The sequence below is a fragment of the Sporosarcina beigongshangi genome, from assembly GCF_033485195.1.
Classification (GTDB): domain Bacteria; phylum Bacillota; class Bacilli; order Bacillales_A; family Planococcaceae; genus Sporosarcina; species Sporosarcina beigongshangi.
The window spans coordinates 1-17,672 of sequence record NZ_JAWLIR010000024.1; the positions used below are offsets into that span (position 1 = coordinate 1).

Sequence of the window (17,672 nt, forward strand, 5' to 3'; positions counted from 1 at the left end):
ATTTTTATGGAATATGATGTGTCAGTAGATGAGCTTTTATTTTGAAATGCCAACTAAAAAAGAAGGGATTAGGTGTGCCGAATCAGTTAATCAAGTCAATAGAAAATGGTGGGTGAAGTTTCTTTTCGGGCCAATTGTCAGCTACGGCCGTCTAGACGTACTTTTTTAATTGAAATCGTATTGGCGCTTGTTCCTATCGCCAACAAAGAAAGGGATGCTATTTAATGTTCGATTACAGCAAATTCCCAAACATACAAATTGCCTGCATCTCTATTGCTTTCATTTTCACTTCTACTGGATAGCTCACTCTTATTCCCATAGAAAAAACACCTCCGCGTTGTTTAATTAGGGTATCTATACCCGTTTTTCAACGAAAGGTGTTTTTATTTGTCTCATTTTCTTAGGTCAGTGCGGTTACAGTTCCAATGGCTCTCTATTTTATCTAAACCTTTTACTCTCCAATAACTTGTCAATAATGTTAATGTCTAAACGAACAAGTTCATCATAATCCATTGCCTGAACTTCAAACCGTATGCAGGAAGGTATTAGTCTTTCTCCTTCTTTCACCAGTACATTTTCAGGTAAATACATGTGAAAAAAGTACCTAGCTATACGAGATTCCACTTCTGATAGAATCATTTAGATTCCCCCAATCCATGAAGTTCTTTCATAGAAACTTCTTCATCTATCAATATTTGATAGGAACCATGGATAATTCTATCTAGGATAGCCTCCGCAATTGTTTCATTACCCAATTTTAAATGCCATCCACTAGGATTAATTTGTGAACAGTAAATAGTAAAAGCCGCCTTATGGCGGGATCCAGTAATTTCGAGTAGGGTCGTTGCTTCCACTGTCGATAAATCTGTCAGTAGCCATTCATCAAGAATCAAGAGATCGACCTTTGTATATTTTTTGATGCATTTACGATAGCTTCCGCCTGCTACCAACTTTGCCAGCAACAGTTCATCAAGTAATTCTGGTAAGCGAATATATTTTACTTGATAGCATTGGCAACAAGCAGAAATACTGAATGCAGTGACCAAAAATAATTTTCCTGAGCCGATAGGTCCTTTCAATATAATGTTGTGACTGTCCTGGATATAAATGCCGCTAGCTAGTTTCAAAATCTTTTTTTATCTAATCGACGGTCCTCGTAGTACTCGATATCTTCAATACATGCCTTTGAATTTAGAAAAGTACCTGCTTTGATTAACCGTTGAAGCTTATTACTTTTACGGCGAGAATGTTCTAAATCAACGAGTAAAAAAAAACCGTCTTCAAAACTCATCTTTTGGAATTCTTTATTCGATGCTTGTTCCTTGTAAGCTACCACCATACCCATCAATTTTAGCTCGTGTAGTTTTATTCAGGTGTTTGTATCATTCATCATTTATTGGCACCTCCATAATAGGATGCGCCTCGCTTGAAGGCATGGTTATCTGTAACGATGTTCGTTTCACGCTTTATTTATTGCTCGGTATCATCCTTTTTATTGTTCTTTAAAATAGTTTGAATACTTTTGACCGTAGCAACTCCCTAAAATCATTAATATCCAAAATCTTTAGAGTCAATAATAGCTAGGTTTATAACGTATTTCCAATAGTTACTTCCAAAGTCATCTTTCAAAACCTTTGTTTTCTCATTAAACAATATTCTCCACGCATCCTCAATGCCATTCTTGACAGCACTTTGATAATCTTTCCACTTCCCAACTAAATATGTATTCGACTTGCTTTCGAGACGAGTAATTAATTCTAATGTACTAATATGGTTGTAAATAATATTTTGTACTGCGTTATCCGAATCAATGTCTACAGCCAATTGTAAACTCAAGAAAAATGAATCGTCTTCTTTTTCTATTTTACATTTTAGAATTTGATATTCTTCCGGTTCATCATAATAAAAGTTCACTAACTTTCTATACTTAGTTTTTTCGTCTATCCAGTTTTCACCTTTTATCCTATTACAGGTTGAACAGCAAGGGATAAGATTATTTATTAAGACAGAGAACTCCGGAAATTCTCCTTTAGGGAGATAGTGATCCAAAGTATCTGGCTCACCAAAGCCACAGTAATAGCAATATGATTTTTCGACATCATTTCTTCTTGATTCAAGGACTTTCACTAATTTAGTGAGTCCTTTAGTTGTTATATCGTAACATCCTTTTAAACACTTTTTTTCATCTTCCAAAAATGTTCGTGCGGTTATATTTTCCAAGCTTTTATAGTTATTATGATACTCGTGATAACGTTCCGAAACGACATTAAATATCGATTGCCCACTTTCATTTTCACTAAGAATGTTCCTACACTTTAATTGCTTACTTTCTACTATATTTGAGTATAATTTCATTGATTCTATAAAGTTATCAGGAATAAGAATATTTTTATAAATCATATTACTTCCGCTCCATATTCTTAGATGTACTAAACAAATATGTCAGTGCATGCATACTTAAACCTTTTTCAAAATAACTTATTATTTCTTCTTTACTCATTTCTTTTAGTTGTTCTCTTAAAATTGATTGGTAATTACTTTCGTTCTCCATTACATTGAAAACTTCATTTACGATATCCGAAATATTTTCCCCAAAAGTCTCGGTAATTGGATTAGAAACTAAAAGTGTATTTCTCTCTGTTCTTACCAGTTTTAGAATGTAGTTTGATGGTACTTCCTGTACAATTAATGGAGAATGAGTTGAAAAAATTGCATATGAATTAAATTCATCCAACAAAACGTTTAACATCCTAATAAAATTTGAAACAGCGTTTGGATGAAGATGTAATTCTGGTTCATCAAACAACAATATAGATTCATCTTCTATAACAGCTAAAATTTCTGAGATTGTTGCTATTAATATACGTTGTCCAGAACTCAGATGTTTATCAAAAATGGACTCTGGTTCCCCAATATCCCTTAACGGAATTTCAATATTTCTCAGCATTTCCTCCCATGTCTCTAAAAATGAATGTCCTTCATTTTCTAAATCCCGCTCAATTATTTTTTTTATGTTAAACTGTCCACGTTTTTTTATTTCTTCAAGAGATAAGGTACCGTTATTGCTCGAGTCTCTGATACCACAATAAATATAATTATTTAGTTCTCGGTGTTTTTCTATTTCATCGGTGCTTTCGTCATCAGGCATTCTAAAATTATCGAAAGCACTGAATGAAATTCCAATTACTTTAGTAAATGTCGGTATTTCCGGCGGATTAAATAATTCAATAGCTTTAGCATTGTCAATCCGCCCACATAAAGAATCCGCGAAACTAGACAATAATGCAGTTTTACCGACACCATTTTTCCCCACTACTATATTTATTCTACTAGGCAGAAACGAGTTTTTTTCAAAATTAAATGGAAGACTAACTTTTGTTTCATTATTATATGGAAGAGTGAAGTTAAAATTAAATTTAAAGTTACCATTTTTAAAACTCTTCTTAGTAAAATATTTATCCTTTGCATTTTTATAAATATTTTTTGCTTCGCTAAAGCGAAAAAAAGAATCATTTATTCCTACTTTATCTGGATAATTAGGCAATATTTCAGAATCAAAAACGGTATCTCTTAGTGCATTTAATATTTTTTCGTATTTTTCTTTAGGTAACTTACAAATATTCCTATAAAATGAATTTCTCTGGCCTAAAGAGCAAAAACTTTCATCTAATCTTTTAAACTTGAATTCCAAATATGTACTAGTTCTAACTCCTTTAGTAGTCAAGATTTTTACAGGTCCTATTAAAGTAGGTTTGGATCTACTTTCAAAATAGTATAAGGTGAAATAAGACTCGTAACCATAATCATTCCAATTATCAGTTAATAATTCGCAATAAGAGCCTTCTCTTTTTGTTTTTCCTATTTCCTCGGGATGCGACACTAAATAAAACTCCAATTTCATACCTCCTCAAGTTTTTTTACGAATCCCACTAAAATCCCTTCAATCTTCAACCTAATTGCAGCACTGAATATTGACACTACCTCATCTTATTCTAATGAAAATCCTCAGCACTGAGTGTGTACCATGAAACAATTACTTGATGCCTTTATTCATCCAATCCCCCTAATTTTCAAAAAACATCACTAGTTCCTTGTGTAACAAGCGAATAAAGGCACTGTTCTCCCCTAGTATCTCAAACACACATAAGCAATACCGTCTCTATCTCCGACTCCCAATAATCTTTTTGAGTTCTACAATTCTAAAATCAATACAAGGGCTTGAAAAGCTTAATTGCACTGCAAGGTACACACTAGATGTTCGGTCCCGATAACATTTAAATCCTCATCTTTTGTTAATAGGCGCTTATGTCACATTCTCATTTTCCTATATTATTCCTATAATAATTATTATAACCCCATTACCGATAAATGTATTTTTATTATATTTATAATCACATTCTAGTGTTTCCCTCAATATCATTTTTTTATTTTAAAAAATCTGGATGACTCTTCGACTAATAAATTATAAATTGAAATTCCATCCCTATAGTTATGTCAAGTTCCTTTATTTCAACTACCTTGTATGAACTGTTACTTATATCAAGTCCATCGCCTAGTATTTCATCATTTTTGAAAAGCCTTAATATAGGTTCATAATATTATTTTATGAAAATCTTCTCATTTATTCTAATGTGAGGGGCATCTCATCAAACTCAATGGGATCAGTAATTTTACTTCTGAAAACTCCCGTACTAGAAAAGTAAGATTGAATAACCGCACGTAAAGCTGGAAATATTCCAGCAACCTTTCTCAGCTTTCTAGTCCGCTTCTTAGCTTTATCCTGAGTTTCATTACTAATTGCATCACCTCTTCCTTTAGATTCCAAAATAATCTATTCTCTGTGGCTGTTTCTTTCGATAAAATCTGGGCGTGACTTGGCTTGGCTTGGCTCATCATATAATCTTTATAATATACACCCAGATGCATGAACTATGCAGTATCTTAAATCCTTGTCGCTAATAATTTGATGTTACCAGGCCTTGAAAATATGAAAATGCATTTTTCTTCAAGGGATCTAGAAGACTATATACATCTGTTCGTTTTAACTCCTAATTATCAATATCCTCCTTCAGAGTAGCACTTAGCATTGAAGTCTTTATAATTATCTCATATAGTGAAAAATCCTGATATTTACACACATTATAAATACTTCTCTTTCCGCCGGTTATAGTAGCTCATAATATTTCTTCCCATGTACAATCAATAGTATGGGTATGCTTTCATTGTTGTAACCTATCTCCCAAATAGCACCGAAGCTTAATACTTCATAAGTTAATTTCAGCAAAATAAGTCTCCTTTTACTTTGCCGAAATTTTGTTGCTTCGGATTCTGCTCTTTGCACCTTTCAACTAGAAAACCAATTTATTTATTGGCAATAGGTGATGGTAGATTCTTGTGGCTGGAATCACTTATATACTTATCTCAAAGTCGTTCAACCTTCTTTATTTGTTCATTTGAAAAACAAGAACCAGCTCGAATCTCAGATTTACCACAAAAAAACTGCAAGTCAAGTTTCTTTCCTAGACTAACAATTCCATCAATTCCATACTTCCCGACATGCTTCATGCCAGTTATTAGGATGAAACTGAGCGCTGAACCAACGCCTTCTGACCAACGTTCTGAAGTAGATAATCGGCTGCCTGTGACTTGATTCACGCCACTAAAGGCTTGTTGGAATCCTTTTAACGTGCCCACATAAGGCAATGCATCGTGAATGAAGCTTCCGCCTTGAAGCCAGATTGAATCTCCGTCGCGGCTTAACCCAAACGGGTCAATATAAGAGATTGGATTGCCGTTTACGTAGGCATAGCAGTTTAACGTGCACGCATATGCATATGATACAAATCGTTGGCATCCGTTATGACGCCCGTGTCTACCATTATACTGGAACGGCTGCTCCGTTGTCCCAGCGTGCGCAAGAGCTTCTTCGTAAGAACCATACTCATACGTTTGACCCGTTGTATCCATCAACGCAACTGTGCTGCCTCGACGATCATAATGATACGTTTGGTACGTACCAGATGCATTTATACTCAGTTGTCAGAACTGTGTCTGAGTTGTCTGAATGACTGGCACCGGGATTCAATCGGCAGGATATTTTCAAAGGCGTGGTAGATCTGGCGGAGTTTTTTCGTGTTCTACATTAAAGCTATATGAAGCATCCCTTCACCTTGCTAACCTACTGCGTCATGACCAACCACTATCACTTACCCATTCGCTCACCAAAGGCTCCACTTGGAAAAGTGATGGGCCATATTAACCGGCGATATAGTGACTATTACAAATGGAAATATCAGTACTCTGTCTACTTATAACGGTAGTCGCTACTTTGCCAAGTGTGCGCAGGACCCCGAAGGTATTCTTGCAGTTAGTCGATACATCCACAGAAATCCAATCGAAACGGCCATTCCGATGGTCGATCGCATGGAGGACTATCCCTATAGCTTGTACACATTCTATTTTCGCAACTCAACTTCCACCTATCCTTTTCTGCGCCTAGAATTACTGCAAATGTTACTATCACCTGCTTACGGTCACTCAACTGAGGGATATTGTAGGTATTGCGTGGAAGTGGAGCAGGGAGAACTATTAGAGATTCCAGACACATGAGGAAATTTGCGTCGCATAGGAAAACAGAAATAGCCCTCCAACCGATTGCTCGGTCGAAGGGCTATATTTTTTGGTGTTGTACTCAGTTATCAGAATCATTTCTGAATTGTATGAGTGACTGGTACCGGATATTCTTGAAAACTAATTACTTAATAGTAATAGTAGTTGTTGCAAGTGGTTTTACATAAGTGTTTACATCGCCAGGTGCATAGAAGTTAAATAGTAATTTATTTCCTGCAGCTCCTGTTGGTGTTACTGTAGTATCTTTTGCAAGGTATGAAGAACCTGTGTCAGCAAATGCAACTGTAGCTGCAGCCGGAACACCAGTAACTTCAATTTCTCCTAGATATACATCTGTTGTCCAATCGAATGGATCGATAGTAGAATCACCATCACTATCAATATAGGCAATAAGTTCACCATTAAACTCTTGGAAACGAACTGCTCTGTCTCCTGCAGGTGTATTTACTTGATAGCTAGTTAGTAAATCTTCAAGTACAACTTGACCTGTAGTATTTACACCAAGTACAAATTCAAAGTCCTTAGCGAATGTAGCAGAAGAAATTTTTGGTTGAGTATTCACAATGTTAAATTTAGCAAAGTATTGTACTGCACCAGTAGTAGCATCTACAAGCTGAATTTCTGCACTTCCAGTTTCAAAGTTCTCAACGATTCCTTCTTCACCGTTAGCAAGAGTTGCACCGTCAGAATTTTCAGCAATTAGCATTTCTCTAGAAACAGTAATTTTACCAGCTGCATCAACCAAGTCTGTTGCAGCGCCAAGAGCACCACTATCTGCAATAATGTTACCATCTGCATCAACAATTTGTGCTTCAAGATTTGCTCCTAAAGTTGCTGCACTGTCATTTCCTAAATATGCTCCACCAGCAGTGTAGTTATTTAGTTTAAATGAAATTGAAGTGTTATCAACCAATGGGTTTAAGTCAACTGTAGTACCGCCAGTTGCTTCTAATTTAGTATTAGCTGCAGCACCACCTGAAACTTTCACACTTGCTCTTGCTAGTATATTATTCCCGTTTTTCACTTGAATTTCTCCAGTAGCTGCTGTAGCTGCTGTTGTAAAGTTAACTGCTACTTTACCATCAGCACCACTAGTAGCTGCTGCTGCACCACCTGCTGTTGCACCTGCTGCAGAAAGTACTCCTCCAGTTGCCGTTACTGTAATAGCTTCGAAAGTACCGTCGTTATCAACGTCACCATCAAATGTATCTCCAAATTGGTCTTTTAATGTTGCAGTAAAGCTATCTGCCACTGAGAGACCCAAGTTAAAGTTAGTTTTGCTTACTGTTGCAGAATTCAACTTACGTGCTTCTGTAACAACAGTTATGTTAATATCTTTAGTTACTTTTCCTGATTTCAGTGTAACTTTAACTGTTCCTGGTTTAACAGCTGTTAGCTCTCTAGTAGCAGTATCAACTGAAAGGATTGCAGGATTTGAAGAAGTCAAAGTCATATTTGTTGTTAATGCTGATAGGTCAATTTCATAACGACCGTCAATAGTTGTTCCAATAAGCTTATCAATTGTTGCTACTTCATCTTTTACAAGTTTGTTACTAGATAGTGATTCAATATGGTAAACTGCTCCCGCTGCACCTTCAACAGCTAAGTTTACAGATTTAATAGCATCTAATGCAGTTGTTGCATCGTCTACTACTAGTATTTCAGTATTATCAGATTCAGCTACTAATTTGTTATCTTTCTTAATTACAACTTTGTATTTAAAAGTTTTTTCTTTATCGGCTCCCAAAAACGCAGTTAAATCTGCTGCTGAAAGAACGCCTGTTGTGCTTCTTGAACTTGTAGTACCAAAGATTGCTGCATCCGCAACAAACTCAATGTCGTAATCTGCTTTAGCAAGTGCATCAGTAGTCCAGTCAGCACCATTTACTTTGAATTTCAAAGTGTAAGCTTTATCATCAGCAACTAATGCAGATACTGCTTCTACTTTAGTAATAGCATATTCAGCATAAGTTGTTTTGACAGATTTTGTCAAATCAGAAGCACCGATTACTTCAATTTCGTCACCATTTTTAAGACCAACTTGAAGTTTTAATGTGAACTCTTTATCGTTAACTTTTACAACTGTAAAGTCAACTTTTTCACCCTTCACTTTAACTTCAAAATCATTTTTGTCGATAGTTACATCTTTAAGATTACCTTTAAGGGTCACTTTAAGGTCAGTAGTATTAATCGCACTTACCGTTGCAACAGAAGGTGCAGTACCCTCACTACGGAATACGAACAAAGCGAATTGTCCACGTGTTACTGATTGTGTTGCACCGAAAGTAGTTTCAGTTAGACCAAGAGTAACTTCGTTAGCTACTAGAGCATCAACGTAAGCATCCCAGTTGCTGTTTACATCAGAATATTTATTTTTTGTAGTTCCGGCTTCCAACTCATATGCGTTAGCAATGATTTTAGCCATTTCTTGACGAGTGATGTTAGCATCAGGAGCAAAAGTAGTTTCTGTTTTACCAGAAACAATTTTAGCTGCTACTAGTGCGTTTACTGCACCAGCAACACGTGCGTTTACATCTTTGAATCCTGCGCTTGGCGCTGCAGCTGTATCAAGTTTCAATGCTTTAGCGATCATTACCGCTGCATCTCCACGAGTGATTGAAGCTGTAGTTCCGAATGTTGTGTCTGTTTTACCTTGTGCGATGTCGTTAGCTACTAGGTAGTCAACAGCCTCTTTGTAGTTAGAACTAACGTCCTTGAACGCTTTTGCATCAGCAGCAGATGCTACTGGTACGATTGCAGATGCAACTAGAGTTGCTGTAGCAGCTGTTGCTACGAATTTCTTGTAAGACTTTGGTTGATAAGCCATGTGTAGAATTCCTCCCTATTTTGGATAAACTTTTTATAACTCTATGAATATCATAGACTCAGTTTAAATTGTACCAACAATCTGCAGAAATATCCACCTTTAATTTTAATAGAATTGTTTTCCACTATAAGAATCAGTAAAAAACGTCTATTTTTCAAAGGTTGACATTGCGGCAAACACCGATACTTAAACTCTTTTTCTATTATAACAAACTATTTTTGGATTTCAACTGTAAACTATATTACATCTTCATGACAAGCCTAAATTATCAATTATTTCCTATATGAATACTAGTTTTCCCTTTTACTTCTGTAGTTTACTATTCTTTGAATCTCCTAGTACATATACCGCGAATCCTGCTTGTTCCCACTTGCTACGCTCGATGCAATTTTTTGTATCAATGATTACGCGATGTGCCATGTGTTTTCCTACTTGCACTGGATCTAGCGCCATAAATTCGTCGTGACTCGTTAACACAACGATGGCTGAAGCTTCTTCTAATGCTTCTTGTAAATTTTGTGTCTGCACAGCAATGTGATTCGTTTTAATATGCGGATCATAGGCCGTTACTTGTAACTCATTATGCTGTAGCTGCTCCACTACATCTACAGATGGGCTTTCACGCATGTCGTCGATATTTCCTTTGAAGGCGAGTCCTAATGCTGCCACTTTCGGTTGCGTGATGCCATGCGCCTTCAAGATATCCGCCGTCAGCTGTGCGGTATAGGCTGGCATGCCGTCATTCGTTTGGCGTGCTGTGTGAATAATTTTTGCCAGTCCCGGATTTAGCTCAACGAGGAACCATGGATCGACTGCGATACAATGTCCGCCGACACCAGGTCCCGGCTGGTGAATGTTGACGCGCGGATGGAAATTGGCTAAGCGAATGGCTTCCCATACATTGACGTCTATCGTCTGCGCAATTTTCGCCAGCTCATTGGCAAGTGCGATATTGACATCACGGTAGGTGTTTTCCATCACTTTGACGAGCTCTGCTGTCGTATCGTCCGTTTCATGCATTTGTCCGACGACGAATGAGCGATAGAGCTCCGACGTCATTTGTGCGGATTGTTCATTGACTCCCCCAATGATGCGGTCATTCGACACAAGCTCTTCAAACACGCGTCCCGGAATGACTCGCTCCGGTGAGTGGGAAACGAAAATATCTGTACCGATCGCAAGTCCTGTTTTCACGAGCTCGGGAATCATAATGTCCTTTACGGTACGTGGTGGCACGGTTGATTCCAAAACGACGAGATTGCCCTTTTCGACGAATGGTGTGATCGCTTGTGTCGCACTGCGGATATACTCCAGGTTGGCAGTCTTGTCCGCTTTAATTGGCGATGGCACGGCGATGATGAAGACATCCGCCTGAATCGGGGTTGTTGACACAGTTAAACTATTTGAATCGATGGCTTTGTTGAGTCTTTCCTGCAAACCGTTTTCTTCTATATGAAGTCGTTTGTTTTGGATGTGCTCTACAACGCTGGCATTGACATCGACTCCATGTACCATATGCCCGTGATTTGCAAACATGACTGCTGTTGGTAAACCGATGTATCCGAGGCCGACAACACAAATTGATTTTTTCATGAGAATGCTCCTTTGAGTGAGTAAATTAGGGTTTCACTTTGTTAGTTTCTTCTATTAAATAGTATGCTGAGTAAAAAACGTGGAAGATTCAGCTGACGCTTCAAGCGCGTCGGGTTACTGAGGAGCCTGTACAGCCACTCTGTCCCTGTTTTTCTAAAAAGTGCGGGTGCGCGTTTGACGGTTCCGGAAAATACGTCGAAGCTGCCGCCTACGCCCTGAAATACAAAGACGTTTGGAAGCTTTGAGATGTTGCGTTGAATCCATAGCTCTTGCTTCGGACTGCCGAGTGCTACAAAAATGATGGCAGCGCCGCTACTATGAATGCGGTCGATGAGTGCTTGCTCGTCCTGCTCATAGCCGTCGGTCATCCCGGCGATTTCGATGCCGGGGTTGTCACGCTGAATATTGGTGGCGGCAAGTTCGACGACTTCCTTTTTAGCCCCGTATAAGTAGATGGGATGGTTGTCCTCCGCCGCGAATTTCAATAGACGCGCCATCATGTCCACCCCTGTGACACGAGATTTAATGTTTCCTTTTTTTAGCTTAGACGCTAGTAGTATGCCTACACCGTCGGCAATTTGAAACGTCGAGCTATTAATCAAGTCTTTTACTTCCGGATTTTTTTGCGCGGTCATTACTTTTTCGGGATTGACCGCGATGATTGTAGACTGCTGTCCTTGTGTCATTCTCGATTTTATTTCTGTCACAATTCCTTCATATGTGAGTGGCGATACTTGTACGCCAAGGTATGATTCTTTCATCGTTGCACCCTCGATTCGTTGGCTTTCAATTGTATTAGTATAGCAGAAATTGAAACAGGTTGCATAGCTATCCACAAGAGTGCTAAAATCTGAGATGTATGATGCTTTCACGAATGCGTGGAAGCTTTTGTTTTTAAGGAGGAACTCGAATTGAAAATTGTGCTTTCAGGCTTTTATGGTCTTGGTAACACGGGTGATGAAGCGATATTAAAAGCGATAATTGATAATTTACGTGCGGAACTGGATAATCCCGATATTACGGTGTTTTCATTGTCCCCGGAGCAGACGGCGAAGGATTACGGCGTGCAGTCTGTCTATCGTGGATGGCGTCATGGGAATAAAGAAAAGGTCAAGGCTTTGCGGAAGGCAGATTTGTTAATTTCCGGCGGGGGTGGGTTGCTGCAGGATACGTATCCGACGAAGTTTTTGTTTGGTCCCCTTCCCTATTATTTATTGATTGTATTTTTGGCGAAGCTATGTGGTACGAAGGTGATGTTTTTCTCGCAAGGGATTGGGCCTGTGACGAGTAAATGGGGCAAGTTTTTAATGCGCCTGTTTGCGAATATGGCCGATTTCGTAACGGTGCGTGATCAGTATTCGAAGGATTATTTATTGTCATTAGGCGTGAAGCGTCCAGAGACGGTTGTGACGGCGGATATTGTGTTTGCGTTTAAGCCGGATGAGGATCATGTGGCGTATGCGTCATTAGGGTTGAAGGGTGATGAACGGCTGGTCGCTGTGGCACCGCGCCCGTGGTTTGATCATGAGGATGAGTATATTGAGAAGCTGGCATGGGTGTTGGACGAGCTGATTGAGCAGCGCGGTGTGTTGCCGGTGTTTGTGCCGATGGAGCCACCTTATGATACGAATGTGTCGAAGAAAGTGATGGCGAAGATGAAGCATGCGGATCAGACGAAGTTGCTTGGAGAGGCGTTTACGCCGAATGAGTTTTATAACTTCATTTCGAAGACGGATTTGACGATTGCTTTGCGCTTGCACGCGTTGATTTTTGCGGCGTTGTCGAATGTACCGCATGTCGGCTTGAGCTATGACCAGAAGGTAGAGAGCTTTTTGAAGCGTTCTGGCATGTGGGATAAGTCGTTCCCGCTTGGCGAGTTTACGAAAGAGGATTTGCTGGCGAATGCTTTGTATGCGCTGGATCATTCGGATGAGTTGAAGGCGATGATGGAACCTAATGTAGATCTGTTGCGTCAAGAGGCTTTACGTAATGTAGATTTGTTAAGAGAACGTTTTTTGAATGGAGGACGATGATCTGTGAAGATTTTATTAGCGACAGCGTATGATTACCCTCATTTAGGAGGCTTGTCGGTTCATTTAACGACGTTGAAGGCGGGTCTTGAATCACGCGGGCATGAAGTGAAGATTGTGTCGTTTTCAGATGTACCTAAGTGGAAACGGGATGGCGTTGTGAGAGGGCCTGCATTTATATTGAATAAGGTGAAAAAGGGCTCTGGTTATGTGTGGACGTTGAAGCGTCGTAAGGACGAGCTAGAGGCGCTGATAAAGGATGAGGCTGCGAATGGCGGTTATGATCTGATCAATGCGCAGGATGTGTACACGACATTTGCGGCACTGTCTTCTGATGTGCCAGTTGTGAGCACGGTGCATGGTTATTTGACGTTTGAAGGAATTTCGAAAGGGACTGTCATTGAGGGTTCTTCTGAGGCGGAGACGCTGATGGCGGATGAGCGGGAATCGTATAGTTTGACGCGTGAGGTCATTACGGTAGATACGCGGATTAAGGATTATATTGAGGCTGAAACTGGCGTTATTGGAAATATGATTAAGAATTTCATCGACGTGGAGTCGTTTAAGCCTGAGATTGAGCGTCGTGATGAGTTTAGAGAGAAGTATGGTTTTGAGAAGGATGATTTAATATTCTTCGTGCCGCGTAGGTTGACGAAGAAGAATGGTGTCATCTATCCGATTTTGTCGTTGCCGGCGGTGCTGGAGAAATTCCCGAAAGCGCGCGTTGTATTTGCGGGGACGGGTGAAATGCTGGATACGATGAAGGCGAAGGCTGCTGAGCTTGGTGTGGCGGATCGCGTGACAATGGTTGGCGCGGTGGATCATACGGATATGGTCGAGTATTATGCGTTGGCGAATGTGGCATTGGTGCCTTCGATTTATTCGGCGGGTGTTGAGGAAGCGACTTCGATTTCGGCGTTAGAGGCGATGGGCTCTGGTGTACCACTGATTGCGTGTGCGGTTGGTGGATTGAAGGAGATTATCGAGGACGGCGCGGATGGCTTGTTGGTAGAAGAGCAGAATGTGGAAGCGTTGAGTGAAGCGATGATCCGGTTGTTAGGTGATCCGACGTTTGGACAGCAGCTGGCGGATGCGGCTCGCGCGAAGATTATTGCGGAGTATTCGCATTTTGCCGCGGCTGAGAAGTATGAGGGGATTTATTTGAAGGCTTTGGGTAGGGATTGAGGGATTAGGTTTAGGTTTAGATAGTTAGTGCGTGCGGCATGCGATAGTGACAGCGAGTGTGCGGCGGCGACAACGGGACGGCGGATGTTGGACATTTCCGGGGGAATGTTGGACGATTTGATGAGTTTGTTGGAGAGTTTGATGAGTTTGTTGGACGCTTCGATGCTTTTGTTGGAAAGTTGACGGATTGTTGGAGACTTCGGGTAGGATGTTGGACACTTTTGGGATTCGAACCCCCGGCCGACGATGTTGATTTAATTAGAATGATATTAAGATATTAAGCTCCCTGCCCTGGCTGGGAGCTTTCTTTTATGGAGGATCTTATGAGCAGATTGAAAAAGACGGCTTTGTGGGCTACGGCGCTTGCACTTTTGTTGAAGGTATCGGGTTTCGTCAGGGAATCGATTATTGCTAATGAGTTCGGTGTTTCTTTCGAGACAGACGCCTACTTCTTGGCCTTCCCTTTTATCACATTGGTAGTTGCTATGATTTCAACTGGCTTCAATAATGTCTTCTTGCCCATGTATGTGAAAAGCAGGGAAGCAGGAACAAATGCTAGCGATCGTAATGCCAATGCATTATTAAATTGGACCATGTTCATTTTTATTGGCATAAGTGTTGCCGGGTGGTTTGGAGCTCCCTATTTTGTTCCTTTGATATACCGCGGTATTGAGCCAGAAACTGCAATCATTGCTGTGCAAATGACCCAAATCTTCTTTGCATTCATGACTGTGATTGCTTTGAGCGGGTTGTTAGATTCATATTTGCAATCGCGAAGAATTTTTGTTCCTTCACAAGTGTCAAAATTATTGGCGACGATGATGGCGGCTTTGTTTGCGTTGTTATTTAGTGAGCAGTGGGGAATCTATTCGCTCGTTTATGGATTTATTGCTGGAACGTTGGTTGGGGTTTTCATCCAAATCTATTATTTGGTACGTTCGGATTATACGTGGCGGCCTGAATTCAAAATGGAGGATGCATTTCGCAAAGCTTTTATAGCTTTGATTATCCCCTCTTTACTCAATTCGGTTGTTGGGCAGATTAACTTGTTTGTCAATAAGGCATTCGCTTCTGGAACTGGAGATGGGTCTGTCACTTATTTGAATAACTCGTCTCTCATTATTAGCATTCCGAACGCGATCTATGCGACGACACTCGCTGCCATCATTTTCACGTTAATGAGTGAGCAGACGACAAATCGGGAAAAGTTTAAGGATACATTTTTTCGTGGAATGGAAATTTCTCTTGTAACGCTATTACCGATTGCAGTGGGATTATTGGTCGTCGGTGACGCGGCGATTGCATTTATTTATGAACGCGGGAAATTTACAGCTACTGATACGGCGAATACGCATTTGGCATTGCTGTTGTATTTACCAATTATCGTCTTCCAAGGGATGCAGTTGATTTTGTCGAAGTCGATGTATGCGCGCGGCAAGACGGCGGTTGTGTTCCGCATTAGTGTAACAACGATTGTGTTGAACTGGTTGCTGAACTGGTTATTAGTGGATAAGTATGGCTATCCTGCGCTTGCGATTTCGGCTTCGGTGGTTAGTGTGTATTACTTTGCTGTGTCGATGGTCGTTGTGTATCGCGATTTGGGAATGGCTGAGTTTAAGCGATTTACGCGGATGAGTTTGCGCGTTGTCGGGCCGGCAGTTGTGATGGGGCTAGCAGTGTGGGGGCTAAAAGTTGTGACTGGCGCGACGGAATGGGCGGCCATTTTGCAGCTCGCGGTGTTGGTGCCGGTGGGCGTTGCTGTGTATGCGGTGATGGTGAGGCTGTTTTATAGAGAAGGATTCAATCGATTCGTTGGGCTGTTAAGACGGGGATGATTGGGGATTGTGGGTCGCTCCGGGTATTGGAGCGGCTTTTTTTGGTTGGACATTTCGAGCGATGTTGGAGAGTTTGCGGATTTAGTTGGAGAGTTGAGGCGATGTTGGACGGTTTGACAGGTTTGTTGGAGACTCTTGGTGGATTGTTGGAGGCTTTGAGGGTTTGGTTGGAAACTTTCTGCGATGTTGGACACTTTCGTGGCATTGTTGGAAACTTTGCCGGGGTTTACTTTTTATTGGCGTTTTTGCGCAGAAAAAAAGAGCACCTCAAGTTTTTGAAGTGCTTCTTTTGATTTTATTGGCGGGTGGTTGTTTGTAGTCCCATTTGTAGATTGTTGCTTTGGCTTTTCCTTCGCGCTTGAGCTTGGATGGGAATTGATTCAAGATATAGTTGGCTGCGTATTTGTCTTTCATTTGAAAGAAGTCGCGGCATTCTTCGTTTGAGATGTTGTTTTTAATTAGCATGAACCAATCTTGCAATCCGTCGTGATAGGGTTGTTTGAATTTCTTTTTGCAGGCTGGGCATGTCCATCTTTGGTGATTGGCGCGGATTAGATTTACGGAACAGTCGTTGCAGATGATTCCTTTTCTTAGTTGGGCTGGGTTGATGCCGTTTTTTTCGCATAAGGGAAACGGGTTGTATCTTTGCTGATCTTGCTGCAGTTTGTCGCACAGTTCGTAAAATTGTTGTTTTGTGAGTAGCGGTTTTTCCGGTTCCATTTTTCTGAAATGGAGCGGGAGATGTTTTCCATAGATGATCGGCATGTCAGCGGGCGCATCTTGGACGTCTGTTTTGCCGTTCGCCATGACAATCATGCCTGTGGAACGCATCGGGAATTTATTTCTTTCGAGCCATATGTCGAGGGTTGTTTTGTTGTTTTCGAGTTGCATGATTGGGCAGTCTATGACGATGGTTTTCTTATTTTCGTGAATTCGGACAAAGTGAGGTGGGTTGGGAATGTATATCAGGGTACCTGCAATATTCTTTATTTCGAGAATGAATGCGTAGGATCGGGTCAAGATTAGGGTGTCTATCTGGATGGCGCTTTTGGGGTTAATGGAAAGTTCTACGTCTGTGAGAATTTTTACGGGTTCTGGGAATTCGATTGATTCTAGGTATTTGTCTACTCGAATTTCGCCTGCATAGCCGGCAGATTTTTGGTAAAGCATGTCGTCCATTTGTTGATAGTGGGGGCTATTGGTATGGAGACGAGCAAGTAGACGTGGAATGGCTGTTAGTATTTCTGGTTTTCTACGGTGAATGAATATGTTCGAACACTCCTTTTATTGATTATTTTTCCACCTGGTTAAAAACGGATTTCGGTTAATGACATCGGGAATACTACAGATAAAAATATCCGATGCAAAATTATCCTCACATCGGATATATTTCAACGAACAACAGATTAATTCAGCTCTTTTAACTTTTCAATGGCTTCCTTATCCAAATCAGTTAATTTGGTAATAACATCCACGGGAAATCCTTCTCTCAACATTTTAAGCACCAATGCTTCACGTTCTTTTTCTGCACCCTGCTCAATTCCTTGTTCTATTCCTTGTTCTATTCCTTGC

The 17,672-nt window shown here is 40.4% G+C and carries 13 protein-coding genes and 1 pseudogene; 4 read left to right on the top strand and 10 right to left on the bottom strand.

Annotated elements, in window-relative coordinates; genetic code table 11:
- Positions 1–438 precede the first annotated feature (438 nt).
- The 9 genes and pseudogenes from R2B77_RS11995 to R2B77_RS12035 form a co-directional block, all read right to left on the bottom strand.
- Positions 439–639 (bottom strand): hypothetical protein, encoded by a 201-nt coding sequence (locus R2B77_RS11995; RefSeq protein WP_203248506.1) that lies wholly within the window; start codon positions 637–639, stop codon positions 439–441.
- Positions 636–1,345, bottom strand: a pseudogene (locus tag R2B77_RS12000) (ATP-binding protein). Before R2B77_RS12000 ends, R2B77_RS11995 begins: the two are co-directional and overlap by 4 nt.
- A 203-nt stretch (positions 1,346–1,548) precedes the next feature.
- Entirely contained in the window at positions 1,549–2,400 is an 852-nt protein-coding gene (locus tag R2B77_RS12005; protein ID WP_203248505.1) for an HNH endonuclease, read from the bottom strand.
- A gap of 1 nt (position 2,401) precedes the next feature.
- A complete protein-coding gene (locus R2B77_RS12010) occupies positions 2,402–3,895 on the bottom strand; it encodes an AAA family ATPase (RefSeq protein WP_203248504.1) in 1,494 nt (497 codons plus the stop codon).
- A 726-nt stretch (positions 3,896–4,621) separates the two neighbouring features.
- Positions 4,622–4,825 carry a hypothetical protein gene (locus R2B77_RS12015; protein WP_203248503.1) on the bottom strand — a complete coding sequence of 68 codons (204 nt, stop codon included), beginning with the start codon at positions 4,823–4,825 and terminating at the stop codon, positions 4,622–4,624.
- Between the two features lie 596 nt (positions 4,826–5,421).
- Complete coding sequence (locus tag R2B77_RS12020) at positions 5,422–5,967, bottom strand: pre-toxin TG domain-containing protein (RefSeq protein WP_232843505.1); 546 nt, start codon at positions 5,965–5,967, stop codon at positions 5,422–5,424.
- Between the two features lie 787 nt (positions 5,968–6,754).
- Entirely contained in the window at positions 6,755–9,457 is a 2,703-nt protein-coding gene (locus tag R2B77_RS12025) for an S-layer homology domain-containing protein (RefSeq protein WP_203248500.1), read from the bottom strand.
- A gap of 303 nt (positions 9,458–9,760) precedes the next feature.
- A complete protein-coding gene (locus tag R2B77_RS12030) occupies positions 9,761–11,050 on the bottom strand; it encodes a nucleotide sugar dehydrogenase (RefSeq protein WP_203248499.1) in 1,290 nt (429 codons plus the stop codon).
- Between the two features lie 41 nt (positions 11,051–11,091).
- Positions 11,092–11,811 (bottom strand): WecB/TagA/CpsF family glycosyltransferase, encoded by a 720-nt coding sequence (locus tag R2B77_RS12035; protein WP_203248498.1) that lies wholly within the window; start codon positions 11,809–11,811, stop codon positions 11,092–11,094.
- A gap of 150 nt (positions 11,812–11,961) precedes the next feature.
- Here R2B77_RS12035 and csaB point away from each other — a divergent pair, with 150 nt between their 5' ends.
- The 4 genes from csaB (at position 11,962) to R2B77_RS12055 (ending at position 16,393) form a co-directional block, all read left to right on the top strand.
- A complete protein-coding gene (gene csaB, locus R2B77_RS12040) occupies positions 11,962–13,083 on the top strand; it encodes a polysaccharide pyruvyl transferase CsaB (protein WP_203248497.1) in 1,122 nt (373 codons plus the stop codon).
- A 3-nt stretch (positions 13,084–13,086) separates the two neighbouring features.
- Complete coding sequence (locus tag R2B77_RS12045) at positions 13,087–14,265, top strand: glycosyltransferase family 4 protein (RefSeq protein ID WP_203248496.1); 1,179 nt, start codon at positions 13,087–13,089, stop codon at positions 14,263–14,265.
- Positions 14,266–14,588: 323 nt separating this feature from the next.
- Positions 14,589–16,100 carry a murein biosynthesis integral membrane protein MurJ gene (gene murJ, locus R2B77_RS12050; RefSeq protein ID WP_203248495.1) on the top strand — a complete coding sequence of 504 codons (1,512 nt, stop codon included), beginning with the start codon at positions 14,589–14,591 and terminating at the stop codon, positions 16,098–16,100.
- Positions 16,101–16,201: 101 nt separating this feature from the next.
- The gene (locus tag R2B77_RS12055) at positions 16,202–16,393 is read left to right on the top strand and encodes a hypothetical protein (RefSeq protein ID WP_322555700.1); all 192 of its coding nucleotides are present in this window, start codon (positions 16,202–16,204) and stop codon (positions 16,391–16,393) included.
- Here R2B77_RS12055 and R2B77_RS12060 read toward each other — a convergent pair.
- Entirely contained in the window at positions 16,368–17,270 is a 903-nt protein-coding gene (locus R2B77_RS12060) for a nuclease-related domain-containing protein (RefSeq protein ID WP_203248494.1), read from the bottom strand. The two genes, R2B77_RS12055 and R2B77_RS12060, sit on opposite strands and share 26 nt — an antisense overlap.
- Positions 17,271–17,672 lie beyond the last annotated feature (402 nt).

What these genes read in the sequence shown, in the direction of transcription:
- R2B77_RS11995 (WP_203248506.1), bottom strand. Translation starts at nt 639, where the DNA reads ATGATTCTATCAGAAGTGGAATCTCGTATAGCTAGGTACTTTTTTCAC.
- R2B77_RS12020 (WP_232843505.1), bottom strand. Translation starts at nt 5,967, where the DNA reads ATGGATACAACGGGTCAAACGTATGAGTATGGTTCTTACGAAGAAGCT.
- R2B77_RS12030 (WP_203248499.1), bottom strand. Translation starts at nt 11,050, where the DNA reads ATGAAAAAATCAATTTGTGTTGTCGGCCTCGGATACATCGGTTTACCA.
- murJ (WP_203248495.1), top strand. Translation starts at nt 14,589, where the DNA reads ATGAGCAGATTGAAAAAGACGGCTTTGTGGGCTACGGCGCTTGCACTT.
- R2B77_RS12025 (WP_203248500.1), bottom strand. Translation starts at nt 9,457, where the DNA reads ATGGCTTATCAACCAAAGTCTTACAAGAAATTCGTAGCAACAGCTGCT.
- R2B77_RS12060 (WP_203248494.1), bottom strand. Translation starts at nt 17,270, where the DNA reads ATGCTTTACCAAAAATCTGCCGGCTATGCAGGCGAAATTCGAGTAGAC.
- R2B77_RS12035 (WP_203248498.1), bottom strand. Translation starts at nt 11,811, where the DNA reads ATGAAAGAATCATACCTTGGCGTACAAGTATCGCCACTCACATATGAA.
- R2B77_RS12005 (WP_203248505.1), bottom strand. Translation starts at nt 2,400, where the DNA reads ATGATTTATAAAAATATTCTTATTCCTGATAACTTTATAGAATCAATG.
- R2B77_RS12055 (WP_322555700.1), top strand. Translation starts at nt 16,202, where the DNA reads ATGTTGGACGGTTTGACAGGTTTGTTGGAGACTCTTGGTGGATTGTTG.